The 22,278-nt window shown below is 65.9% G+C and carries 21 protein-coding genes and 1 pseudogene; 9 read left to right on the forward strand and 13 right to left on the reverse strand.

What is annotated here, in order from left to right:
* The first annotated feature begins 372 nt into the window (after positions 1-372).
* Entirely contained in the window at positions 373-1,440 is a 1,068-nt protein-coding gene (locus tag WS46_RS32795) for a porin (RefSeq protein WP_059525934.1), read from the forward strand.
* A 44-nt stretch (positions 1,441-1,484) separates the two neighbouring features.
* Positions 1,485-1,661: pseudogene (locus WS46_RS32800) on the forward strand (MFS transporter); the annotation flags it as partial.
* Positions 1,662-1,705: 44 nt separating this feature from the next.
* Here the strand turns inward: WS46_RS32800 and WS46_RS32805 are convergent.
* The 4 genes from WS46_RS32805 to WS46_RS32820 form a co-directional block, all read right to left on the reverse strand.
* Positions 1,706-2,530, reverse strand: coding sequence for an alpha/beta fold hydrolase (locus WS46_RS32805; RefSeq protein WP_059693691.1), 825 nt, complete (start codon positions 2,528-2,530; stop codon positions 1,706-1,708).
* Positions 2,531-2,890: 360 nt separating this feature from the next.
* On the reverse strand, positions 2,891-4,243 hold the full coding sequence (locus WS46_RS32810) for a TRAP transporter large permease (RefSeq protein WP_059449222.1): 1,353 nt from the start codon (positions 4,241-4,243) through the stop codon (positions 2,891-2,893).
* 4 nt (positions 4,244-4,247) lie between these two features.
* Positions 4,248-4,826 carry a TRAP transporter small permease gene (locus tag WS46_RS32815; RefSeq protein WP_059693626.1) on the reverse strand — a complete coding sequence of 193 codons (579 nt, stop codon included), beginning with the start codon at positions 4,824-4,826 and terminating at the stop codon, positions 4,248-4,250.
* Entirely contained in the window at positions 4,823-5,809 is a 987-nt protein-coding gene (locus WS46_RS32820) for a TRAP transporter substrate-binding protein (protein WP_059693628.1), read from the reverse strand. The genes WS46_RS32815 and WS46_RS32820 overlap by 4 nt, the downstream gene beginning before the upstream one ends.
* Positions 5,810-6,364: 555 nt before the next feature.
* Between WS46_RS32820 and WS46_RS32825 the strand changes: the two genes are divergently transcribed.
* Positions 6,365-6,559, forward strand: coding sequence for a hypothetical protein (locus tag WS46_RS32825; RefSeq protein ID WP_059693630.1), 195 nt, complete (start codon positions 6,365-6,367; stop codon positions 6,557-6,559).
* Between the two features lie 84 nt (positions 6,560-6,643).
* On the opposite strand, the gene WS46_RS32830 is transcribed toward WS46_RS32825, so the two are convergent.
* The 3 genes from WS46_RS32830 to WS46_RS32840 all read right to left on the reverse strand — a co-directional run bounded on the left by WS46_RS32830 (position 6,644) and on the right by WS46_RS32840 (position 8,819).
* A complete protein-coding gene (locus WS46_RS32830; protein ID WP_059693632.1) occupies positions 6,644-7,324 on the reverse strand; it encodes a GntR family transcriptional regulator in 681 nt (226 codons plus the stop codon).
* A 205-nt stretch (positions 7,325-7,529) separates the two neighbouring features.
* Positions 7,530-7,913: a hypothetical protein gene (locus WS46_RS32835; protein WP_059693633.1), complete on the reverse strand. Its 384-nt coding sequence runs from the start codon at positions 7,911-7,913 to the stop codon at positions 7,530-7,532.
* Positions 7,914-8,216: 303 nt separating this feature from the next.
* A complete protein-coding gene (locus WS46_RS32840) occupies positions 8,217-8,819 on the reverse strand; it encodes a J domain-containing protein (RefSeq protein ID WP_059693635.1) in 603 nt (200 codons plus the stop codon).
* 270 nt (positions 8,820-9,089) lie between these two features.
* Between WS46_RS32840 and WS46_RS32845 the strand changes: the two genes are divergently transcribed.
* Positions 9,090-10,013, forward strand: a complete 924-nt coding sequence (locus WS46_RS32845; RefSeq protein ID WP_059693637.1) for a recombination-associated protein RdgC — start codon at positions 9,090-9,092, stop codon at positions 10,011-10,013.
* Positions 10,014-10,302: 289 nt separating this feature from the next.
* Here the strand turns inward: WS46_RS32845 and abaF are convergent, their stop codons facing one another.
* Positions 10,303-11,682: a fosfomycin efflux MFS transporter AbaF gene (gene abaF, locus WS46_RS32850; protein WP_059693639.1), complete on the reverse strand. Its 1,380-nt coding sequence runs from the start codon at positions 11,680-11,682 to the stop codon at positions 10,303-10,305.
* A gap of 591 nt (positions 11,683-12,273) precedes the next feature.
* Here abaF and WS46_RS32855 point away from each other — a divergent pair.
* Both WS46_RS32855 and WS46_RS35860 read left to right on the forward strand, forming a co-directional pair.
* A complete protein-coding gene (locus tag WS46_RS32855; protein WP_059693641.1) occupies positions 12,274-13,215 on the forward strand; it encodes a dihydrodipicolinate synthase family protein in 942 nt (313 codons plus the stop codon).
* A gap of 77 nt (positions 13,216-13,292) precedes the next feature.
* Positions 13,293-13,895 (forward strand): hypothetical protein, encoded by a 603-nt coding sequence (locus WS46_RS35860; protein WP_156443228.1) that lies wholly within the window; start codon positions 13,293-13,295, stop codon positions 13,893-13,895.
* Positions 13,896-13,910: 15 nt separating this feature from the next.
* Here WS46_RS35860 and WS46_RS32865 read toward each other — a convergent pair whose 3' ends face one another.
* Positions 13,911-14,615 carry a TetR/AcrR family transcriptional regulator gene (locus WS46_RS32865; protein ID WP_059693645.1) on the reverse strand — a complete coding sequence of 235 codons (705 nt, stop codon included), beginning with the start codon at positions 14,613-14,615 and terminating at the stop codon, positions 13,911-13,913.
* 52 nt (positions 14,616-14,667) lie between these two features.
* Between WS46_RS32865 and shc the strand changes: the two genes are divergently transcribed.
* A complete protein-coding gene (shc, locus tag WS46_RS32870; RefSeq protein WP_059693647.1) occupies positions 14,668-16,713 on the forward strand; it encodes a squalene--hopene cyclase in 2,046 nt (681 codons plus the stop codon).
* A gap of 174 nt (positions 16,714-16,887) precedes the next feature.
* Here the strand turns inward: shc and ampC are convergent, their stop codons facing one another.
* From ampC to WS46_RS32885, 3 genes are all read right to left on the reverse strand, one after another.
* A complete protein-coding gene (ampC, locus tag WS46_RS32875; protein WP_059693648.1) occupies positions 16,888-18,057 on the reverse strand; it encodes a class C beta-lactamase in 1,170 nt (389 codons plus the stop codon).
* Positions 18,058-18,242: 185 nt separating this feature from the next.
* Complete coding sequence (locus WS46_RS32880; RefSeq protein ID WP_059693650.1) at positions 18,243-19,055, reverse strand: alpha/beta fold hydrolase; 813 nt, start codon at positions 19,053-19,055, stop codon at positions 18,243-18,245.
* A gap of 102 nt (positions 19,056-19,157) precedes the next feature.
* The gene (locus tag WS46_RS32885; protein WP_059693652.1) at positions 19,158-19,574 is read right to left on the reverse strand and encodes a hypothetical protein; all 417 of its coding nucleotides are present in this window, start codon (positions 19,572-19,574) and stop codon (positions 19,158-19,160) included.
* Positions 19,575-19,973: 399 nt separating this feature from the next.
* On the opposite strand from WS46_RS32885, the gene WS46_RS36695 reads away from it, so the two are divergent.
* Entirely contained in the window at positions 19,974-20,108 is a 135-nt protein-coding gene (locus WS46_RS36695) for a hypothetical protein (RefSeq protein ID WP_006750603.1), read from the forward strand.
* Positions 20,109-20,158: 50 nt separating this feature from the next.
* On the opposite strand, the gene WS46_RS32890 is transcribed toward WS46_RS36695, so the two are convergent.
* The gene (locus WS46_RS32890) at positions 20,159-21,346 is read right to left on the reverse strand and encodes a beta-propeller fold lactonase family protein (RefSeq protein ID WP_059693654.1); all 1,188 of its coding nucleotides are present in this window, start codon (positions 21,344-21,346) and stop codon (positions 20,159-20,161) included.
* 273 nt (positions 21,347-21,619) lie between these two features.
* On the opposite strand from WS46_RS32890, the gene WS46_RS32895 reads away from it, so the two are divergent.
* On the forward strand, positions 21,620-22,258 hold the full coding sequence (locus tag WS46_RS32895; RefSeq protein WP_059525986.1) for a TetR/AcrR family transcriptional regulator: 639 nt from the start codon (positions 21,620-21,622) through the stop codon (positions 22,256-22,258).
* Positions 22,259-22,278 lie beyond the last annotated feature (20 nt).

Raw genomic sequence — 22,278 nt, forward strand, 5'->3', positions numbered from 1 at the left:
CGCTTCGGCGACAACCTGCCGAAGACGCGCTCGGGCAAGATCATGCGGCGCCTGTTGCGCTCGCTCGCCAAGGGCGAGGCGATCACGCAGGACACGTCCACGCTCGAGAACCCGGCGATCCTCGAGCAGCTCGGCCAGCCACTCTGAACGACGGGGCCGGCATCGGCCGGCCCTACCCAACCTCTTCGACGCACGCGCGTTCGGGCGCCCATCCCCGCCATGAACGCGTCGCATGCGGCCAACACCCGGCCGCGCACGTGCGTTCCGCCGCGCCCCATCCTGCGTATGCGGCCCGCGCACCGGACACCGCTTCGGATGTCCGGCGCATTCCCCGTTCGATGCATCGACGTACAACAACACTGGAGACACCCAATGAAAAGCAGAATCGTGATCGGTTGCGCCGCGCTGGCGGGCGCGATGATCGGCAGCAACGCCTTCGCGCAGAGCAGCGTGACGCTGTACGGCAACCTCGACGCCGCGTTGCTGTATACGAGCAAGACGCTCGACGCCGCCACCGGCGCGAACGCCGGCCATCAGTTCGCGATGACCGACACCGGCATGACGCCGACGACGTTCGGGATGACCGGCACCGAGGATCTCGGCGGCGGCCTCAAGGCGAAATTCCAGCTCGAAAGCGGCTTTGCCGTCACCAATGGCGCGTTCGCCCATTCGAACGGCAACTTCTTCGGCCGCCAGGCGTGGGTCGGGCTCGATGGCGGCTTCGGCACGGTCAAGGCCGGCGTGCAGTACTCGCCGTTCCTGCTCGCGATCTTCGATTCGGATCCGCGCAGCTTCTCGCACTTCGGCAGCGGGCTGATCAACTACGTCGACAACGTGCTGGTGACGGGCCTGTTCAACCCGAACGCCGTGTCGTACACCAGCCCGACGATCGCCGGCCTCACCGGCAGCGCGATGTTCGCGTTCGGCGGCAAGGCAGGCGACTTCCAGGCCGGCCGCCAGTATTCGGCGAGCCTCAAGTATGAACATGAGGGCTTCATGATCGACGCCGCGTTCTACGACGGCAACGACGGCACCAACCCGACGCCGACGCCGAGCACCGTCGCGTTCGTCGGGCGCACGATCGGCGCCGCGTACCGCTTCGGCCCGGTCACCGCGAAGGCATCGTTCACGAGTTACAAGGTCGGCGGATCGTTCAGCAACAACGTGTATGGCGGCGGCCTCGATTACCAGGTCACGCCCGCCGTCGACCTGAACGGCGGCGTCTGGTTCACCAGCGATCGCAACGACACCGCCAATCACTCGCTGCTCGCAGCCGTCGGCACGACCTACAGCCTGTCGAAGGCAACCGCGCTGTACGCGCAGGTCGCGATGGTCAACAACCACGGTGCGATGAACACCGGGCTCGGGATCAACAACGCGCTTTACGCGGTCACCGGCACGACCGTCGGCGCGAACGTCGGGATCCGCCATATGTTCTGATGCGCAAGCGGCGGTTCAAGTGTCGAATCGCCGCCGCCGTGCATTCGCAGTTCATCGGCATCGTGTCGGTGCTCGCGCTGCGCGAAACCGCACGTCGGCCGCTGCCCGGCTCCGCGCCGTGTGTCGCAAGCCGCGCGGAAGCGCAGGACCTGATTCGCCGCGGCGTTGACGAGGAGCGCGTGCGCGACCGCAAGTTCACGCCGGTCGGCGAACGCGCGTAATCCACTAATGCAGTAACGCAAGTCGTTGCGACGCCGCGCGGCGCTCAGCCCGCCGCGAGCTGCTGTTCGTCGAACCAGTCGAGCAGCGTCCTCGTGACGAACGCGGGATTCTCCAGGTTCGAGATGTGACCTGCGTCCGGCACCAGCGCATGGCGGCAACCGATCACGCTCGCCATCTTCACCGTCTCCGACGGCGGACGCGCCATATCGCCCGCACCGCACATCAGCAGCGTGCGCTCGGCATCCAGTTCGGCGAGTGCGGCCAGCGTATCCGGCCGCCCGAAGATCAGCCGACCGAGCGGGACGATCGACTGCCGCAGCCGATCGGTCGGCAGGTTCGCGAGCGCGGCGCGAAACGCGGTCGGCACCGGGTCGGCGAGGTTCACGTCCGGCCGGAAGAACAGCGGCACGATCGCATCGAGCAGCGGCGGCGCGATGCAGCCAGCAGCGGCGATCGCATCGAGCATCCCGAAGTAACGCAGCCGCGTCGCGTCGGGTTCGGCCTCCAGCGATGCATCCATCAGCACGAGCGAGCGCACGCGCTGCGGTTCGCGCAACGCGAGCCGCGCGCCCCACATCCCGCCGACGCTCAGCCCCACGACCGCACACTGCTCGATCTCCAGCGCATCAAGCAACGCGCTCGCGTGTGCGGCGAGGTCGTCGAGCGTCTGGGTGCCGTCGGGCAGCGGGCCAGACGCGCCATGCCCCCACAGGTCCGGCACGATCACGCGATAGCGGCTCGATAGCGCGTCGATCTGCGGCGCCCACATCGCCGAATCCCACAGGTAGCTGTGTCCGAGCAGCACCGGAAAGCCGGTGCCGTGATCCTGGTAATGCAGGGTGCTGCCATGAACGATGTGTGCGGGCATGTCGTCTCCGGATGTCAATGCGATCGGCGGCGGCCCGGAATCGGGCACCGCGAACGCGAAGCGCCGAATCATCGCACAGGTTGCTGCATTGCGTATGACTGCCGTCGCGCACTTCCGCCGTGCGACCGGGACGACGCCGAACGCCGGAATGCCGGAATGCCGCGGCTGTCGCCGTTCGAGACACACGCTTACGTCGCCGCATGCGCGAGCGATGTGGCCCGCGCAAATGCGGCGGCCGCGCAGACGCGCCATGCATGTCTTCATGCTCTTGTGACTTCGCCGTGCGTGAAGCAACCGTTAACGTGACCGCGGCGCCGGACAACCTCGGTCATCCGGCGCCGCGGCGCGCGAAACGCGCGATCAGAACACCGCGTGCCCGCTGATGAGGCTCGGCAGCCAGGTGGAGAAGAACGGCATGTACGTGACGATGTTGATCGCACTGAAGATCGCGAGGTAATACGGCCACGCCATCTTCGTCGTCTCGCCGATCGACACGTTGCCGATCGCGCAGCCGACGAACTGCACCGAGCCGATCGGCGGATGAACGAGGCCGAGCGAGCAATTCAGCAGCAACATGATGCCGAACTGCACCGGCCCGACGCCGCACGCCATCGCGATCGGCAGGAACAGCGGCGTCGTGATCAGGATGTGCGCGGCCATGTCGACGAACGTGCCGAGGAACACCTGGATGATGTTGATGTACAGCAGCATCAGCCAGGGCGCTGCGGTCGACTGCTTCAGCAGCCCTTCGATCGCATCCGGAATCTCCAGGTACGACATCTGGAAGCGCAGCATGTTGGACACGGCGATCAGCAGCAGCACGACGCCCGTCGTGCGCGCCGCATGCGACAGCGCGCGGCGCAGTTTCTCGACGGTCAGCGTGCGGTATACGATCGCGGTCAGCACGAGCGAATACACGACGGCGATCGCGGCCGCTTCGGTCGCGGTGGCGATCCCCTTCGCGACGCACACGAGGATGATCGCGATCACCATCAGGCCCGGCACCGCGCCGACGAAGCTGCGCAGCACCGCATACCAGCCCGGGAACGCCGGCAGCGCGGACGATCCGTCTTCACGGCGCGGATAGCCGTGACGCACGGCCTGCCAGTACGCGGCGGCGAGCACGAAGCCCATCACCCACAGCACCGGCAGGAGGCCGGAGAACAGCAGGTCGCCGATCGACACGCCGCTCACCTGCTGGCCGTGCAACATCCCCGTGATCCCCTGCGCGGCAAACGCGTAGATGATCATGTTGGTCGACGTCGGCATCAACGCGCCGGCGAGCGATGCGTGGGTCGTCACGTTGACCGCGTAGGCCGCGCTGTAGCCTTCGCGCTTCATCAGCGGAATCACCACGCCGCCCATCGCGGACGTATCGGCGGTCGGCGAGCCCGACACGCCGCCGAACAGCGTGCACGCGACGACGTTGGCCATCCCGAGGCCGCCGCGGAAGTGGCCGACGGTCGCCTGCGCGAAACGCAGGATCCGGTCCGCGATGCCGCCGTGCAGCATCAGCTCGCCGGAGAAGATGAAGAACGGCACCGCGAGGAACGAGAATGCGTTCATTCCCGAGATCATCGACTGCATCGCGGTCGCGATCGGCAGCCCTTCGACCATATAGGTCAGCACGCAGGCGATTCCGAGCGCGAACGAAACGGGCACGCCGAGCACGAGGAAAATCAGAAAACTGACGGACAGGATCGCGAGTTCCATGACGTTATTGGCCCGACGAAGAACGACGAAGCGCGAGCAGGTGCTCGAGCGAGAAGAGGATGATGGCGATCGCCGCGGGAATCGTGATCAGGTAGCGCACGCCCTCGGGCAGCCCGATGATCGGGATGCGGTCGCCCATCGTCTCGGCGGCCATGCTGCCGCAGCCGACCATGATCGCGATCGCGAACGCGATCAGGCTCAGGTGCTGGATCGCGATCACCACGGTGCGCGCGCCCGGCGACAGGCGCCGCACGAGCGAGTCGAGGCCGATGTGGCCGCCGTCGCGCACCTTCATCGCGGCGCCGAACATCGCGATCACGATCACCAGCAGCAGCGCGATCGGCTCGACGAAATCGGGCGCGTTCTCGAATACGTAACGCATCACGACCGCGTAGAACACCAGCACCGTGAGCGCCGCGAGACACAGCGACGCGACCACGGCCAGCGCGCGGAACAGCAGGTCGTTCACGCAACGCAGGCGCGGCGCGGCCGTGCGCGGCCGGCATGGTGCCGCACCGTCCGCGGCGGCCGCATCCGGCGCGCCCACGGCCGCCGCGCCGTTCAGGGAAGTGCGACGGGTCACTTGGTTGCCTCGATCTCGTCCACGATCTGCTTCATCTGCGGCGTCTTCTCGTACTTCGCCCACAGCGGCTGCATCGCCTTCACGAACGCCGCACGATCGACCTGCGCGGCCGGCAGGATCTTCGCGCCGCCCTTCGTCACCGTCTGCTGCGCCGATGCCTCGCGCGCGGTCCACAGCTTCTGGTAATACGGCACCGAATCGGCCGCGGCCTTCCTGATCGCGGCCTGTTCCTGCGGCGACAGCGTGTCCCAGATCTTCTTCGAGAACACCAGCACTTCCGGCGTCATCGCGTGCTGCGTCTCCGAGTAGTCGGGCGCTACTTCGAAGTGCTTGGTTTCCTCGTACGACGGCAGGTTGTTTTCCGCCGCGTCGACGAGGCCCGTCTTCAGGCCCGTGTAGACCTCGGCGAACGGCATCGGCGTCGGCGTGCCGCCCATCGCCCGGATCTCGTCGACCATCAGGTCCGATGGTTGCACGCGCACCTTCAGCCCCTTCATGTCGGCGGGCGTGCGCACCGGGCGCTTCGCGTAGATCGAGCGCGCGCCGCTCTCGTAGAACGTCAGCGCGATCATCCCCTTCGCCGCGAACGCGTCGAGAATCTTCTGGCCGGCCGGGCCGTACATCGCCTTGCGGAAATGGTCGACGTCGCGGAACAGGAACGGGAACGACGGAATCAGCGATTCCGGCACGATCTCGTTGAACGACGCGCCGTTCACGCGCGCCATGTCGATCGCGCCGATCCGCACCTGGTCGACCGTGTCCTTCTCGGAGCCGAGCGCGCTGTTGCCGAACACCTTGATCGAGTCCTTGCCGCCCGTCAGCTTCGACAGCTCGTCGCCCATGTACTTGACCGCCATGTTGGTCGGGAAGCTGTCGCCGTGCACGTCCGCCGAGCGGAACACGCGGGCCTGCGCGGACACCGCGAAGCCAGCCATCAGCGCGACGGCCAGTGCGTTACGGGAGCGGGTGAATCGGTGCTTCATCGTCAGTCTCCTTGCTGGTTGCTCGTTATTTGGCGGCGATCCGGGCGGCATCCGCATGCATCGACGTACGGCCCGTCGAGGAATCGCAGTCATACGTTGTATGATGTGTCGGAGCGAATGTACGGCGGTTAATCGTTTTACTCACTTGGTGCATACCCTATAACTGGCACAGGCAAGGGATTGCGGCGGGATATGGGAAGAAGTCGTCCCTATTCGGGTAACTTTTAGCGAAACGTTTTCCGGAAATGGGTCCGCATCTGGATCGGCACGACGTTGCATCGCTTTCCCGAGACCGAACGCCGGTATTCGCTTCTATTTTGCAAGTTGTAGGATGACCGACCACACGACAATCGCTGCCACGCGATATCAGGCCTCGACGATCAACCGGATGCGAACCTCACGCTTCGCAACGTGGCTCGATGTGGGCGCCGTCGTTGTAATGACGATACGATGACGACTTCCGGCATACGGACCGGCGTCCACACGCATGCAGTCGCCGCGGGCACGCGCGATGCGTCCTCGCGGCGACATCGAAAATGCGAAAGGAGGTATGCGATGCAGACGACCAGAATGTCGGCAGGGCCGAATCAGGACACACCGCTGAATCCGGGCGACGAAGGGCCGCCCGATGCGCCGGGCGTGGGCGAGGACTTGTGCGGCGTGTGCCGCGGCACGGGCATGGTCGAAGGACAGCCGTGCACGGTGTGCGGCGGAACGGGCAAGGTGCTGCAGGGTATCGGCGGCGGGTAGGCGAACGTCACGCGCACGCGATCGCGCCTCGATGCCGGAATCCGCTGCAACGCGGTGTTCGCAGCGTCCCGGCCGGACGCGCGCTCAACGACCGAGGCGTCGATCACGCAGAAACGCGTTCAGCTCGCCGCCCGCATGCTCGATATGCCGCTTGAGAAGCGATGCCGCCGCGCGCGCATCGCCCTTGCGGCACAACGCGACCAGTTCGGCGTGTTCGGATTCGGCCACGTCGCGCGCGGCCTCGGACAGCGACAACTGCACGCGCGTGTAGCGGTCGGTCTGCTGCAGCAGCGACGCGACGATCGCCGCCGTCTTCGGCTGGTCGGCGCGCGACAGCAGCAGATGATGCAGTTCGGTGTTCAGTTCGCCCCAGCGCCCGGACTGGCTCGCATGCAGCACCTCGCTGTATTCCTCGAGGATCGCATCCAGCCGCGCGAAATCGTCGGTGGTCAGCTTCGGAATCGACTTCTTCAGCAGCACGGGTTCCAGCAGCGCGCGCAGTTCGAACAGTTCGGTGATGTCTTCCGGGGACAGTTCCGAGACGATCGCCCCCTTGTGGGGCAGGATCTTGACGAGCCCCTCGCTCTCGAGCTGCACGAGCGCTTCGCGCAACGGGATCCGGCTGATGCCGAGCTCGGTCGCCAGCGCATCCTGGCGAAGCTGATAGCCGTCGACATACTCCCCTGTCAGGATACGGCGGCGCAATTCGTTCGCTGCGGCTTCGGCGCGCGTGGCGTAGACAAGAGCAGGGCGTTTCTCGTTCATGTTCGGGCTGGGGAAGGCGGTCAGGCAGGGTGCCGGCGCGGCGGCGGATATTGCATATTTTCTACAATATTAGCAGAGCGCCCGTGTCGTCGAACCGCCCCCGCATGGGCTTCACGCTGTCGCGCCCTTCGTTCGGCCGCCTGCGGATGTCGTATGCCGCCCCACTGCGCCCGGCACGACTCGAGACCACAATGGCAAGCGACGATCAGAGATCTCCGCGCACTTCACCGGTTCCCAGCGCGCTCCGCTGCCGATTGACTTCCGCCCACAGCTCATCGCTGTCGTCATCGCGCAGCAGGACCATGCAGTCCAGTTGATCGTCGGTCACGCCGAAGTATTCCAGGATTTCCCGGCGAACCGCATCGACGAACTCCGCGTATTCCGGGGTGGCCTGGGCCTGCGCGTGCAGCGCATCGTATGCTGCATCGTCCGCCCCGCCGCCGTGCTCGTCGATATAGCGCGAGATCCACTGGTCTCGCTCGCGGTCGTAATCGGCCTCGGCGCGCATCGCTTGCACCGCCGTGTAGAAATCCAATTGGGCAAACGCGGCGATCGCCGCCGTTGTCGCCTCGTCGAACGTGGTCGTCATTCCATCTCTCATGTTGGTCACGGCACATGATCGCATGAGTCGCACCCGGACAGGTGCCGCGAATTCGGACGATGCAACGCGCCGCCTGACGCCGATGTTTGGCCCGTGCGCCTTCGCACCTGTTCAACGGCCGTATTGCCGTCTCGGGCCTCTCAACTCATCGTCGTCGACGGGAATTTTAGTGGTGCGCATTCAACCCAATTAGCCATCGATTCATGAAGCAGTCGATCGAAGAACCTCCCCCGAAGACGGCACCGATCGCGCTCGAGTTCCGCGTTCGCAAAACCGGTCGCCCACCAGGACTCACTGGCGCAGCCCGAACATGCCGTGCCACAGAGCGCGGAAAAAGTCCGTATGCGCGTGTTCGTCACGCCTTCGCGCGTCGCTCTCTGACGCTTGCGCCGATGCCGCCTGCGTCGCCCTCTCGTCGCATTGCGGCATCTGCTCATCATGCTGTCCGTCCCGCGATGCGCCCGGCTGGCGCGACGCATGCAGCTCGACCACGCTGTCGGCAATGCGCTCGGCGAGTTGAACATCGCAATCGCGGCCGAGCAGAACACCGAACACGACGTCGCGGTTGTGCCCTTGCTCGGCGAAGCGCATCGCCCATGCCACGAATCGCGCATATTCCGCTTCGCGCTCCGCCTTCAAGCGCTCCTCTTCTTCGCGAAGCCGTGCGTGACGGAGCATTTCCTCTGCGTAAACGGTGTCGTAGACGCGGCGCAGCTCCGGATTCGAGAGAATCGCGTATGCCTCCTTGATCTCCTGAAATCGCGCATGCGCGTCCGCTTCGCACCCGACGTTGCGGTCGGGATGCGCTTTCATCGCTGCCTTTCGGTAGCCGCGCTTGATTTCCTCGTCGGTGGCGTTCTCGCGCACACCGAGCAATTCATACATTGTCGTCATCGTGCGTCGGGATGAAAGTCGGATCGCGTTGATCGTAGCATGTCGCCGCAACGCCAATTTGTCGGGTTGAGAATTCACCAGATGCTGAACATCCTGAGTGCCGGTCGGGAGCACTTTGGCGGATGACGAAATCCGAATCACTCACATCGGAACGTCCGTTTGCCAACCGGAGCGGTCGATCGAGTATCCGAATGTGCATGCAGGCCGACGGCGCTTCCTGGCCCGCAAACGTCACCGTCATATAGAATGATGCGCTTTGCCCGCACGCCTATGTGGTTCAAGAATCTTCAGCTTCATCGTCTTCCGGCACCGTGGGCCGTTACCCCCGATCAGATGGAAGCATGGTTGGCGCCTCACGCGTTTCAGCCGGGCACCAGCGTCGAAATGCAGCGCGTCGGATGGGCGTCGCCGCGTGACGACGGCGCGCTCGTGTATTCGATCAACCGGCAGATGCTGCTGACGTTTCGTGCCGAAAAGAAGCTGCTTCCGGCCTCGGTCGTCAATCAGGTGACCAAGGCACGCGCGCTTGAAGTCGAGGAGCAGCAGGGCTTCAAGGTCGGACGAAAACAACTGCGCGAACTCAAGGAGCAGGTCACCGACGAACTGCTGCCGCGCGCGTTCACCATTCGCCGCGATACCCGCGTGTGGATCGATACGGTGAACGGCTGGCTCGTCATCGATGCGGCTGCACAGGCGCTTGCCGACGACGTCCGCGGCCTGCTCGTCAAATCGATCGATCAATTGCCGCTCGCCAGCGTTCAGGTGGCGCTTTCGCCGGTCGCCGCGATGACGGATTGGCTGCTGTCCGGCGACGCGCCGGGCGGATTCACCGTGGACCAGGATGCCGAGTTGCGCTCGAGCGGCGAAGGCGGCGCCACGGTGCGATACGTCGGCCACGCGCTGGAAGCGAACGACATGCGCCGGCACATCGAGGCCGGCAAACAATGCATGCGCCTCGCGATGACCTGGGATGACCGGATCTCCTTCGTGCTGACACCGTCGCTGACGATCAAGCGTGTCACGCCGCTCGACGTGATCAAGGAAGCGACGGATCCCACCGCGCAAAACGACGACGAACGCTTCGACTCGGACGTCACGCTGATGACGGGCGAATTGGGGCGGATGTTGACCGATCTTGTCGATATCCTGGGCGGCGATCGAGACGACGCGATTCATCAGGCGGCAGCAGCCTGAATCCCGTCGGCTGTCGATAATCATCGCCCCGCGGCGGCGATGTTTTGCCCTGACGCGACATGTCGAGCAGGACCGTCGCCGCGCCGGCGCGGGTCGCGGCTGCACGCTCGCGATCCATAGGAAACCAGAGCAATTCCTGAAAGCGGCCGCGATCGTCAAGGGCTCCAGGCAATTCGTAGAAGGCCACCGACCGTCTTCCCCGCCCTCCCCCGGGAATCCGCGATGAACCGAAAAAAAGCCACCCTCGCGGGTGGCTTCGGTGCGTTCAAGCAGGCTTCGGCCGCATACGTCACGCGTGGGTCCGTCGGCTTGCCTCGGCGTCGACGTCGCGCAGCGACTTGCCGCGCGTTTCCTTCGCGAGGCCCACGCATACGATCGAGATCGCCGCCGCCGCGACCAGATACAACGCGATCGGCGTCGACGAACGATAACGCTCGAGCAACGACAGCCCGATCAACGGCGCGAGCGAGCCCGCCATCAGCGGCGCGACCTGATAGCACAGCGACAGCGCGGTATAGCGCACGTTGGTCGGGAACATCTCGGTCATCAGCGCCGAATACGGCGAGTAGGTCATCGATTCGATGAACAGGCCGAGCACGATCGCGGCCATGATGATCCAGTCGTTGCCGGTGTCCATCATCGGGAACGCGACGAAGCCCCAGCCCGCGGTCAGCACCGCGCCGGTCAGGTACACGGGCTTGCGGCCGACGAGGTCCGACATCAGCCCCATCAGCGGAATGAAGAAGAAATGGATCGCGTTGGCGGCGAACATCAGCTTCAGGATCCGCGTGGTATCGAAGCCGACGACCAGCTTCAGATACGTCAGCGAAAACGTGACGACCATGTAGTACAGGATGTTTTCGGCGAAACGCGCGCCGATACCGATCAGCACCTGCCGCCAGTGGTACTTCAGCACGTGCCCCACGCCGAGCTGCTTTTCCTGCTTCTGCGCGCGGCGCGCCTGCGCTTCCTTGAAAATCGGCGCATCGTCGACCTTGCGGCGAATCCAGAAACCGATCAGCACGACCACCGCCGAGAACCAGAACGCCGCGCGCCAGCCCCACGCCAGGAAGTCGGCCTCGGACAGCGAGCTCGACAGCACCAGCAGGATGATCGTCGCGACCAGGTTGCCGGCCGGCACGCCGGCCTGCGGCCAGCTGGCCCAGTAGCCGCGGCGGTTGTCCGGGCTGTGCTCGCTGACCAGCAGGATCGCACCGCCCCACTCGCCGCCGAACGCAAAGCCCTGAATCAGGCGCAGCGACACCAGCAACACCGGCGCCCAGTAGCCGATTGCATCGAAGGTCGGCAGGCAGCCCATCAGGAACGTCGTGATGCCGACCACGATCAGGCTGACCTGCAGCAGGTATTTGCGGCCGAACTTGTCGCCGTAATAGCCGAACACCAGCCCGCCGATCGGGCGCGCGGCGAATCCCACCGCGTACAGCGCGAACGCCGCGAGCAGGCCGTCGATCGGGTTGCCCGTCTTCTTGAAGAAATGCGTGCCGAACACCAGCGCCGACGCCGTTCCATACAGGAAGAACTCGTACCACTCCGCCACCGACCCGACCATCGACGCCGCGACGACCCGCTTCAATTCCCGTTTCGATGCCGTGTCCTGCACGGCCGCCACACCACCAGGCGAGACTGCCTCGCCGACCTGACTTGTCATCTCCGTATCTCCTCTCGTTGTCTTCCATTTCCCTTGACGGGCCGGTTCGCGGGTAAGCGCGCCGAAAGATTTTATACAATATTCAATACACAATCCAAGCAATCTCAAAAATGCATTCGGCGGAAATGCGACACGTCGGCGTGCCACCGTCGATCGCTTCGAAAGTCATCGGAGGGAGCGGATTTCGGTCAGATAAAAGCGCGACGAGAACAGGCTAACGCAACGCTGGTCCGGCTTTGTGGACCATCGTGCGGCGCCAGGACCAGCATCGCGCCTACTTCGCCGGAATCGCCCGCCATCCTCGCCGGAGGCCGGCGCGCCGGGGTTCGCCGCCCGCCCCGCTGCCCCGGAACGATGGTCTTCGTCATGCCCTTTTTATTTTATATTGTATAAAATATGCGAACTGACTAGAATGCACTCGTCGATGACTGACTCTCGGGCGAAACCGGAGGCAACGTTTCGGCACCGAGGCAAACAAGAGGTGGCCAGCCGCCGTCCGGATCACGTGAAGCATCGACGAGACGGCGAGCGCGCGTACCGCCCACGTTGCCAGCAATGGCAGTTGACCCTATCTGAATGTGAGGAAACGAGATGAGCGACAACATTTTTACCGGCACCATTCCGGCCCTGATGACGCCGTGCACCGCTGACCGTCAGCCGGACTTCGACGCGCTGGTGAAGAAGGGCAAGGAACTGGTGGCACTCGGCATGCGCGCTGTGGTGTACTGCGGCTCGATGGGCGACTGGCCGCTGCTGACCGAAACGCAGCGCCAGGAAGGCGTCGCGCGCCTGGTCGAAGCCGGCGTCCCGACGATCGTCGGCACCGGCGCGGTGAACTCGAAGGAAGCCGTGTCGCACGCCGCGCATGCCGCGAAGGTCGGCGCGCACGGCCTGATGGTGATCCCGCGCGTGCTGTCGCGCGGCGCATCGCCGGCCGCGCAGAAGGCACACTTCGCCGCGATCCTGAACGCCGCGCCGAACCTGCCGGCCGTGATCTACAACAGCCCGTACTACGGCTTCGCGACCCGTGCCGACCTGTTCTTCGAACTGCGTCGCCAGCACCCGAACCTGATCGGCTTCAAGGAATTCGGCGGTGCCGCCGACATGCGTTACGCAGCCGAGAACATCACGTCGCAGGACGACAGCGTGACGCTGATGGCCGGCGTCGACACGCAAGTCTTCCACGGCTTCGTGAACTGCGGCGCCGCGGGCGCGATCACCGGCATCGGCAACGCGCTGCCGCGCGAAGTGCTGCAACTCGTCGACCTGTGCAAGAAGGCCGCGCAAGGCGATGCGGTGGCACGCGTACGTGCGAAGGAACTGGAAGCGGCGCTGGCCGTGCTGTCGTCGTTCGACGAAGGCTGCGACCTGGTTCTGTTCTACAAGCACCTGATGGTGCTGAACGGCGACAAGGAATACACGCTGCACTTCAACGAAACCGACGCACTGAGCGACGCGCAACGCAACTACGCGGAAGCGCAGTACACGCTGTTCCGCAACTGGTACGCGAACTGGTCGAAGAGCATCGCGTAAGCGCGCTCGCACGATGCAGTGCGGTACGCGGCCGTGACACGGCTGCGTGATCGAGAAGAAAAGCCACGGAGCCCTCCGTGGCTTTTCTTGTTCATGCCCCGCCCCGAAGCAACGCGCCCGCGCGTGCTCGGCGTCCCCCCGCCGCATCAGTGTTGCTGCACGGCGGCGCCACTCGCGCGCTCCTGTTCCGTGATTTCCGCGTGGCAACGGCCGATCGCATGCAACGCACCGGCCACGCCGCCGATCCGTCCGATGCCGAGCATCCAGGCCACGCCCGTCGCGCGCACGCTCTGTGCCAGAACACCGCCGATCGGTGCAACGATTTGGTTCATATCATCGGATCATTGCCGCGCAGCCGTCGAAACGTCGCCGCCGTGCCGCGTCGGTTGCATCCGCAACTCGATCCTCCGTCGACGATCGTAGATGCTCCGCTTCGCGGCGGCATCCCCAATATTGAGGATATCTGCTGGAATCGATCGCACCGCATCCGTGCGATGCGACGCCCGCGGCAATCAGGAAATGGGGATGTCCGAGGCACGCTCACGCGTGCGGAAATGGCCGTCACGACCGACATCGACAGCGGCATGCACGGCGTGCGGATCAGCACCGTGCGCAGCGAGATCAAGGCGACCCTCGCAAGAACGCGTGTGAGAAGGCGCGCCGGTCCCGGCGCGCTGTAAGGCGACCGAACCCGCTCAGCCGCGCCGGCCGCGCAAGCCCTTGCTCTTGCCCGCCGGCGGTTCGCCCGCACTCATCCGGTCCAGTTGCCGAACGATCTCCGCGCGCAACTCGGCCGAAATCTCCACGCTGTCGAGCAGCTCGGAAATCCACAGCCCGTCGGCCGCGAGCCGGCAGATCATCAGCGTCGCCGCCTGCTCGAGCGGAACCGGGTCCGGGCGCGTCCATTCGCGCATCGGCACCGACCAGCGTGCGCGTGTCTCCTGCTCGGTGATCATCGATGCGACCAGCACGCGCAGCACGTCGGTGCTCGCGGCCGGCTGCGCGGTGTCGAGCACCGCATGCAGATACGCGCGCGCCGCCGCGCCATTGTCATGTGCATCGGCCGCCCGGTGCGCGGCCATCTGCGATGCGAAGCGCTCGGTCGCCTGCCCGAACAGCGCATCGAGCAAGCCTTGCTTGTTCGCGAAGTGATACTGCAGCGCGCCTTTCGTCACGCCCGCGCGTTCGGCGACCGCGTCGAGCGTCAACGCGGCCACGCCCTGATGTGTCGCGATCTCGGACGCGGCTTCCAGCAGTTGCGCGCGCACCTGCTCCGGCGCTTTTTTTCGCCGCACGCCGGCGGCGGGCGCGGCTTCATGTGCTTCCGGTGCGCCTGCCGGCCCTGCCGTGTCGATAGGCGTGGAAATGTCGCGCGAAGCGGATTCTGGGCGTTTTTTCATGGGGGCGATGTTAGCACTCGCGGTCTCGATATAAACATTCCGTCTGGATGGTATGATCCGCCGCATGAACAAACCCGCCCCCTCCCACTGGTCCGCGCTCGACGCCGCGATCGCCCGCGGACGCGACGCGCTGATGCGTCTTCAGCAGCCTGACGGCAGCTGGTGTTTCGAACTCGAGTCCGACGCGACGATCACCGCGGAATACATCCTGATGATGCATTTCATGGACAAGATCGACGACGCGCGCCAGGCGCAGATGGCGCGCTACCTGCGCGCGATCCAGCGGCTCGACACGCACGGCGGGTGGGACCTGTACGTCGACGGCGATCCGGATGTGTCGTGCAGCGTGAAAGCGTACTTCGCGCTGAAGGCCGCCGGCGACAGCGAGCATGCGTCGCACATGGTCCGCGCGCGCGACGCGATCCTGAAGCTCGGCGGCGCCGCACGCTCGAACGTGTTCACGCGCATCCTGCTCGCGACGTTCGGCCAGGTGCCGTGGCGTGCGGCGCCGTTCATGCCGATCGAATTCGTGCTGTTTCCGAAGTGGGTGCCGATCTCGATGTACAAGGTCGCGTACTGGGCGCGCACGACGATGGTGCCGTTGCTCGTGCTGTGCTCGCTGAAGGCGCGTGCGCGCAACCCGCGCAACATCGCGATTCCCGAGCTGTTCGTCACGCCGCCCGACCAGGAACGCCAGTACTTCCCGCCCGCGCGCGGGATGCGCCGCGCGTTCCTCGCGCTCGACCGCGTGGTGCGCCACGTCGAGCCGCTGCTGCCGAAACGCCTGCGGCAGCGCGCGATCCGGCATGCGGAAGCATGGTGCGCGGAGCGCATGAACGGCGAGGACGGCCTCGGCGGAATCTTTCCGCCGATCGTGTACAGCTATCAGATGATGGACGTACTTGGCTATCCTGACGATCATCCGTTGCGCCGCGACTGCGAGAACGCACTCGAGAAGCTGCTGGTCACGCGGCCCGACGGCAGCGTCTACTGCCAGCCGTGCCTGTCGCCGGTATGGGACACCGCGTGGAGCACGATGGCGCTCGAACAGGCACGCGGCGTGGCCGCGCCGGAAGCCGGCGCACCCGCGAGTGAACTGGATGAACTCGACGCGCGCATCACGCGCGCGTACGACTGGCTCGCCGAGCGCCAGGTGAACGACCTGCGCGGCGACTGGGTCGAGAACGCGCCCGCCGACACGCAACCGGGCGGTTGGGCGTTCCAGTACGCGAACCCGTACTACCCTGACATCGACGACACCGCGGTCGTCACCGCGATGCTCGACCGTCGCGGCCGCACGCATCGCAACGCGGACGGGTCGCACCCGTATGCGGCGCGCGTCGCACGCGCGCTCGACTGGATGCGTGGCCTGCAATCGCGCAACGGCGGCTTCGCGGCCTTCGACGCCGATTGCGACCGCATGTACCTGAATGCGATCCCGTTCGCCGATCACGGCGCGCTGCTCGATCCGCCGACCGAGGACGTGTCGGGCCGCGTGCTGCTGTGCTTCGGCGTCACGAAGCGCGCGGACGACCGCGCGTCGCTCGCGCGCGCGATCGACTACGTGAAGCGCACGCAGCAACCCGACGGCAGCTGGTGGGGCCGCTGGGGCACGAACTACATCTACGGCACGTGGAGCGTGCTGGCCGGGCTGGCGCTCGCGGGCGAGGACCCGTCGCAACCGTACATCGCCCGTGCGCTCGCATGGCTGCGCGCGCGACAGCACGCGGACGGCGGCTGGGGCGAAACGAACGACAGCTACATCGACCCGGCGCTCGCCGGCACCAACGCGGGCGAAAGCGCGTCGAACTTCACCGCGTGGGCGCTGCTCGCGCAGATGGCGTTCGGCGATTGCGAATCCGACTCGGTGAAACGCGGCATCGCGTATCTGCAATCGGTGCAGCAGGACGACGGCTTCTGGTGGCACCGATCGCACAATGCGCCGGGCTTTCCGCGCATCTTTTACCTGAAGTATCACGGTTACACCGCGTACTTCCCGCTGTGGGCGCTCGCGCGCTATCGGCGTCTGGCCGGTGCGTCTTCTTCCAGCGGGTCCGGCGTGGCGACCTCGCACACCACCGATACCGCGCTCGCCTGAGCATGTGCGTCATGCCCGAGCCCAGGCTCGGGCGGCAACGCGCCGGTGTGCGTCACGGCGTCCGGCGCGATCACGCTTTGATCCGCCACCCTTCCCGCTCGCTCGTCGCGCGGATCGCTCTCGGACACTGCACGCCGATCGTCGGCAATTCCACGCGGGCCGGCACGACGCAGGTTACGGCTTGCCCTGCAGCGACTCGACGATCCGGTACGCGGTCTTCACGCGATCCTCGATCGGGAAGCTGCGGTTCGCGAGCATCACGATCGCGATCCGCTTCGCGGGAACGAACGCGACATACGTGCTGAAGCCGTTGGTCGACCCCGTCTTGTTGATCCACGTGTCCGGGCGCGGCTTGAGCGGCGGCTCGATTTTGGTCACGGGTGTCGCGTTGTAGAGCATCGGCGGCGCATTCCCCGCGAGCAGCGTCGGCAACGCGACCGGATACGGATACTGTTCCCAGATCAGGTCCTGCGTGAACGGGCCCGCACGGAAATAGCCGGTATGCGTGCGTTCGAGCGCGCGCTGCAGCCGCGGCGACGTTTCGACGAGCCCCATGTTCGCCTGCACGAAGCGCAGCAGGTCGGCCGCCGTCGTCCTGACGCCGTACGCCGGCTGCCACAGCATGCCGCCCGTCATCCGGATCGGCTTGCCGTCCTGCGTATAACCCTGCGCATAGTCCGCCTGGCGCGCGGCGGGCACGTCGATGTAGGTATGCGTCATCCCGAGCGCGGGGAACAGCCGCTGTTCCATCAGCACCGCGAAGTCTTCGTGCATCGCCTTCGCGGTGAGAAAACCGAGCATCCCGATCGCGACGTTCGAATACGTACGACGCGTGCCCGGCGCATACGCAGGCCGCCATGCGTCGAGATAGCGCATCAGGTCCGCATCGTCGCGGATGCTGTCCGGCACCTGCAGCGGCATTCCGCCGGGTGTATGCGTGCCGAGATTGAGCAGCGTGACGACACCGAACGGCTTGCCCTGCAGCGCGGGAAGGTACTTGCCGGCCGGGTCCGTGAGCGACAGTTCGCCGCCTTCCTGTGCGTCGGCCGCGAGCGTCGCGGTCAGCGCCTTGCTGACGGAACCGATCTCGAACAGCGTATCGCCGGTCACCGGCTTGCCGGTTTGCGTCGACATCACGCCGTAGTCGAACACATAAGGCTTGCCGTCGGCGACGACGCCGATCGCCATGCCGGGAATGGCGAACTGCTTCATCAGCGGCGCGACGTGGCGCGTCACGGTGTCGTGAATTTCGTCCTGCGTGGCGGCGGCCGAGCGGCCGGCCATGGCGGCGGCGCACGCGGCGACGAACAGGGTCGCGGCGATGCGGATCGCGTTGAATCGCATGATTGCGGTTCCTTCTATTTTTGTGATGGTTGCGTGAACAACAGGTCCGGCCGCGCCGCGCGAGGACTGCGGCAGCCGGCCTGTCGAGCAGGACTATCCACCGCCGGCCGCTTGCCAACAATCGATGAAATTTTGCGCGAGCCTAAAGAAAAACTTATGCGGCGCGCGAACCGGCCATGCGGACGTCAGTCCGCCAACCGGTCGAGAAACGCCAGCATCGCGGCGTTGAAGCGCGCCGGCCGTTGCAGCGGCGCAAAGTGGCTCACGCCTGGCAGGATCGTGAGCGTCGCGCCCGGAATCGTGTGTGCGAGATACGCTGCATGGTCGGGGCGGATGAATTCGTCGTGCTCGCCCTGCACGATCGCGACCGGCACGGCGATCGCCGCGAGGTCGGCCGCGCTGTAATCCGGTTGCGTGCGCATCATTTCGCTGACGGCCGCGACGAACGCATCGAACTCGCCCGGCGTCGCGGACAACCGCGCGTAGTCCTTGCGGTGCCGCGCGAAGCAGCGGTCGATCAGCAGGCTCGGCACCATCTCCTTCGTGCCGCCCGGATCCATGTTGCACGCGAAGAAGAACACGCCCACCACTCGCTCCGGCGCGCGGGCAGCCAGCACGAGCGACACGCACGCACCGTCGCTCCAGCCGACGAAGCGCGCGCGCCCGATGTGCAGCGCATCGAGCACCGCGAGCACGTCGGAGGCCATGCGTTCGTAGGAATACGGGCGATCGTCGCGCGTGCTGCGGCCGTGGCCGCGGCTGTCGATCACGATCGCGCGGTAGCCGGCAGCGAGCAGCGCCGGCACCTGGTCGCCCCAGTTGCCGGCGTGGCCGAGACCGCCGTGCAGCAGCACGACCGGCGGCCCATCACCGAACGACGCGTGCCAGATGCGCGCGCCGTCGTGGTCCAGCCATCCTTCGGCGTCGGCCGACGGCAGCGGCGTGCCGCCTTGCGCGTCGAAACGGATGAGATCATCGTCGGTGAATTCCGCATTCATCGTTCTGCCATCCTTACGAGGGAGACGAGCTTGCGATTGTAATGCGCGGGGTGGCGTGCCGCGATGCGTCCGCGCTCTGCGCGACGGTGCGGCGCCGTGCCGTCAGGCCTGCGTCGACACCAGCCCGCCTGAGGTCGAACCGCCAGACTTCTGGATCGCCTGCGCTAGCTGCGCGATCGCCGTCGACAGCGCGGCGGAGATCGTGCTGGCTTCCGCGCTCAGCGTCTGCTGCTCGATCGCCGCGGCCGGATCGTTCTTCGCGCGCTGCGCGGCGGCCGCCATTTGCTGCTGCACTTGCGCGAGCTGTTTCTGCAAGCGCTCGATGAGTTGCTTCAGCTGTTTGACCGCGGGATCCTCGAACGAGGATCCCGACGCGCCCGGCGTCTGCCCCGCGCTGTCGGCCGGCGCCGCACTGCCCGTCGGCGACGACGCGGTGGACGTCGCCGTCGACGCGGCGCCGGTGGCCGTCTGACCGGCGGTGAGCGAAGTCTGCGCGGCGGAAGAAAGATCGATCTGCATCGTGTCGGTCCGTAATGAGTGTGCGACTCGGGTCGGTTGAACAAGGGATACCTTGCAACTCGTTTACGGCATTCGTCGGACAAAACTTTAGCTCCACCCTCCGAAGTGCTTTGAAACGGCACCTGCGCCGTGGCTGCCGTACGCGCACCGTCGATTGTCGCGAAGGGGCCAGATTAGCCAACCGTCGACGCTGGTAAAATCGCCCGCTGGCCGCTGCCGCAGCACACCGGCTGCTTCCGGCAAGGCCGCGCGGGCTACCCCGCGTCGGCGCCCGCCCGATCGGGCCCGATACGCGATGCCGTCCGGCGCGTCGGTGCGCGAGCCCCGCGCCCGCATCGACATCACGACGCGCCGACTCCGGCACGCACACCCTTCATCACGCATTTCGAGGAACTCACGATGGCCCGCATCGGCGCCTTCTGCCTGACCACGTGGCTCGCCGCCGCGATTCTCTATTTCGGCCAGCATTCGGTCGCGATGATTGCGCTCAGCGGCGTGGTCGTGTTCGGCGGATTCGACCTGCTGCGCCCGTAACGGCGGTCGGCGCAGCGCGAACACGACCAGCCCGTCAACGCTTCAACACATCACCGCGGCAACGTCCTCAACGACGACGGCCCGCCCGACAGCGCAATGCGCTTGCCCGTATCGCGCAGCTTGCCGCCTTCGACCGCATACAGCGCGAGCTGGCGCTCGACGTTGAACTGCACGATCACGTGCCGGCTATCGGCGGTAAACACGATACCCTGCGCGGCTTCGCCGCCCGGCACGTCGCTCGTCTGCACCGCACGGCCGTCGCGGATCTCGAACAGCACCACCCTGCCGAGCTTGTGGCGACCCGGGTTGTCGGCGGTCAGGTTCGAGCCGTCCATCGCCTGCACGGCGATCCACTTCCCGTTCGGCGAGATCGCGACGCCTTCCGGCAGCGACGGCACCGTCAGGTACTGGACCGTACGGAACGGCGCGCGCGACACGTCGATCAGCGCGACCGAATCGGCATCGCCCGCGAGCGTGCCCGTGTAACCCGGCAGCCCCGCGAGCCCGACGTTGCTGACGACGGCCCAGCGATTGTCGCTCGACACGTCGATCGTATAAGGCGCGACGCCCGTGCTCAGCCGCGTGCCGCTGTCGGTCACCTTGCCGTCGTCGACGTTCAGCACCGCGACGCCCTGCTCGTCGCGCAGCGACACGAGCGCATGCTTGCCGTCGTGCGTGAAGCTGATCCCCGCGAGCCGCTTCTTGCCGATCCTCAGGTTGCCGTCGAGCGTCACCTGCGTCCCGTCGATTCGCAGGATCGACACGCTGCCGTCGACGTTCGCCACCAGCGCAAGCCGGCCCGACCGGTCGATCGCGATCCCCTGCGGGTGCGTGCCGAGTTCGATACGCGTGATCGCCGGCGGCGACGCATCGAGATTCACGACCTGCAGGAACGTGTCGTACACGAGCTGCTTCGCGTTCTGGTCATAGCGCGTCGGCGCGCCGACCAGCGCGAGCTTCGCGCCGGGCGCGATCGCGACGGCCTGCGGTGGCCCCTGGATGCCATTCTCGACATCGACCTGCAGCACGACCTTCGGCGGAACCACGCTCGCGTCGAGCAGCGTCAGCGTGTCGGCGGGCGGCGACGCGAGATAAGTATCGCGCCCTTCGACGCGCTGGTACTTGCCGTCGTTGCCGGACACGATCCAGTCGGCTGCGTGCGCGGCGACGGCAGTGGTGACGAGCGTCAGCGCGGCGAGCAGGCGGGCGCGATGAAGGCGAAAGGGATTCGAATGCATGGCGGTCGGTTCTCCGGATTGGTTGCGGACGCAATGACTCGCACGACCCCGCTGCTCGACGGGTCGATGCAACCGCATGATGCATGAAAGCCCGCGAATCCGGCGTCTCGTGCCCGCGGCTCGAGAACATGCAGGGCGGGTTGATGCGTCCCACGCTATGTCACAGATCAATCAATTTGTGACAACGTGTGCGAGAATTCCGAACCGGCGTATTCGGTCGGCACACCGGCACACGCCGCGCGACTCACGACACTCACGGCATCGAGGAAAAGCATGGATCGGCAACTGCGCTGGGGCGACGCCAGCAGGAGGGACAGCGTCAACGACGGGCGAAATGCCATCCTGCGTGCGACGCTCGATACGATGATCGAGCACGGGATCGACCGTCTGTCGATCGACGACGTCGCGCGTCGCGCGAACATTTCTCGACGCACGCTGTACCGCTATTTCGGCACGAAGAAGGAGCTGATCCAGGGTGTGATCGGCGTCGAGAATGCCGCGTTCTTCGACGAGATGCAGCGTGCGCTCACCGGCTTCGAGCACGACTTCGAGGCCTATTGCGAGGAAAGCATGTGCTTCGCGGTGCGCTACCGCGATCGTCATCACGGCGGTTTTCACCATAACTATCTCGCGACGAGCGTCTCCACGGAGGTGTTCGGCTACATCGTCGAAAACGTCGCGCCGATGTGGCAACGCGTGCTGGAACGGCCGTACCGCGAATACGTCGCCCTGCATGGCGCGCAGGTGCCCGCACTTGACGACATCATCGCGCTGATCAGCCGCATCGGGCTCGCGTACTGCCTGATTCCGGTGGACGAGCAGGCGATGCGCGCGCAGATGCGCATCCTGTGGACGTTCCGGCCCGAGCCGGCCGGCAAGCCGGTCGCCGCCAGGATGAAGGCGGCGCGCTGAACGACAACGCGCGCGATGTC

Source organism: Burkholderia sp. RF4-BP95 (assembly GCF_001521985.1).
In the GTDB taxonomy this organism is placed as follows: domain Bacteria; phylum Pseudomonadota; class Gammaproteobacteria; order Burkholderiales; family Burkholderiaceae; genus Burkholderia; species Burkholderia diffusa.

What these genes read in the sequence shown, in the direction of transcription:
- WS46_RS32795 (WP_059525934.1), top strand. Translation starts at nt 373, where the DNA reads ATGAAAAGCAGAATCGTGATCGGTTGCGCCGCGCTGGCGGGCGCGATG.
- WS46_RS32805 (WP_059693691.1), bottom strand. Translation starts at nt 2,530, where the DNA reads ATGCCCGCACACATCGTTCATGGCAGCACCCTGCATTACCAGGATCAC.
- WS46_RS32810 (WP_059449222.1), bottom strand. Translation starts at nt 4,243, where the DNA reads ATGGAACTCGCGATCCTGTCCGTCAGTTTTCTGATTTTCCTCGTGCTC.
- WS46_RS32820 (WP_059693628.1), bottom strand. Translation starts at nt 5,809, where the DNA reads ATGAAGCACCGATTCACCCGCTCCCGTAACGCACTGGCCGTCGCGCTG.
- WS46_RS32825 (WP_059693630.1), top strand. Translation starts at nt 6,365, where the DNA reads ATGCAGACGACCAGAATGTCGGCAGGGCCGAATCAGGACACACCGCTG.
- WS46_RS32830 (WP_059693632.1), bottom strand. Translation starts at nt 7,324, where the DNA reads ATGAACGAGAAACGCCCTGCTCTTGTCTACGCCACGCGCGCCGAAGCC.
- WS46_RS32835 (WP_059693633.1), bottom strand. Translation starts at nt 7,913, where the DNA reads ATGACGACCACGTTCGACGAGGCGACAACGGCGGCGATCGCCGCGTTT.
- WS46_RS32840 (WP_059693635.1), bottom strand. Translation starts at nt 8,819, where the DNA reads ATGACGACAATGTATGAATTGCTCGGTGTGCGCGAGAACGCCACCGAC.
- WS46_RS32845 (WP_059693637.1), top strand. Translation starts at nt 9,090, where the DNA reads ATGTGGTTCAAGAATCTTCAGCTTCATCGTCTTCCGGCACCGTGGGCC.
- abaF (WP_059693639.1), bottom strand. Translation starts at nt 11,682, where the DNA reads ATGACAAGTCAGGTCGGCGAGGCAGTCTCGCCTGGTGGTGTGGCGGCC.
- WS46_RS32855 (WP_059693641.1), top strand. Translation starts at nt 12,274, where the DNA reads ATGAGCGACAACATTTTTACCGGCACCATTCCGGCCCTGATGACGCCG.
- WS46_RS32865 (WP_059693645.1), bottom strand. Translation starts at nt 14,615, where the DNA reads ATGAAAAAACGCCCAGAATCCGCTTCGCGCGACATTTCCACGCCTATC.
- shc (WP_059693647.1), top strand. Translation starts at nt 14,668, where the DNA reads ATGATCCGCCGCATGAACAAACCCGCCCCCTCCCACTGGTCCGCGCTC.
- ampC (WP_059693648.1), bottom strand. Translation starts at nt 18,057, where the DNA reads ATGCGATTCAACGCGATCCGCATCGCCGCGACCCTGTTCGTCGCCGCG.
- WS46_RS32880 (WP_059693650.1), bottom strand. Translation starts at nt 19,055, where the DNA reads ATGAATGCGGAATTCACCGACGATGATCTCATCCGTTTCGACGCGCAA.
- WS46_RS32885 (WP_059693652.1), bottom strand. Translation starts at nt 19,574, where the DNA reads ATGCAGATCGATCTTTCTTCCGCCGCGCAGACTTCGCTCACCGCCGGT.
- WS46_RS36695 (WP_006750603.1), top strand. Translation starts at nt 19,974, where the DNA reads ATGGCCCGCATCGGCGCCTTCTGCCTGACCACGTGGCTCGCCGCCGCG.
- WS46_RS32890 (WP_059693654.1), bottom strand. Translation starts at nt 21,346, where the DNA reads ATGCATTCGAATCCCTTTCGCCTTCATCGCGCCCGCCTGCTCGCCGCG.
- WS46_RS32895 (WP_059525986.1), top strand. Translation starts at nt 21,620, where the DNA reads ATGGATCGGCAACTGCGCTGGGGCGACGCCAGCAGGAGGGACAGCGTC.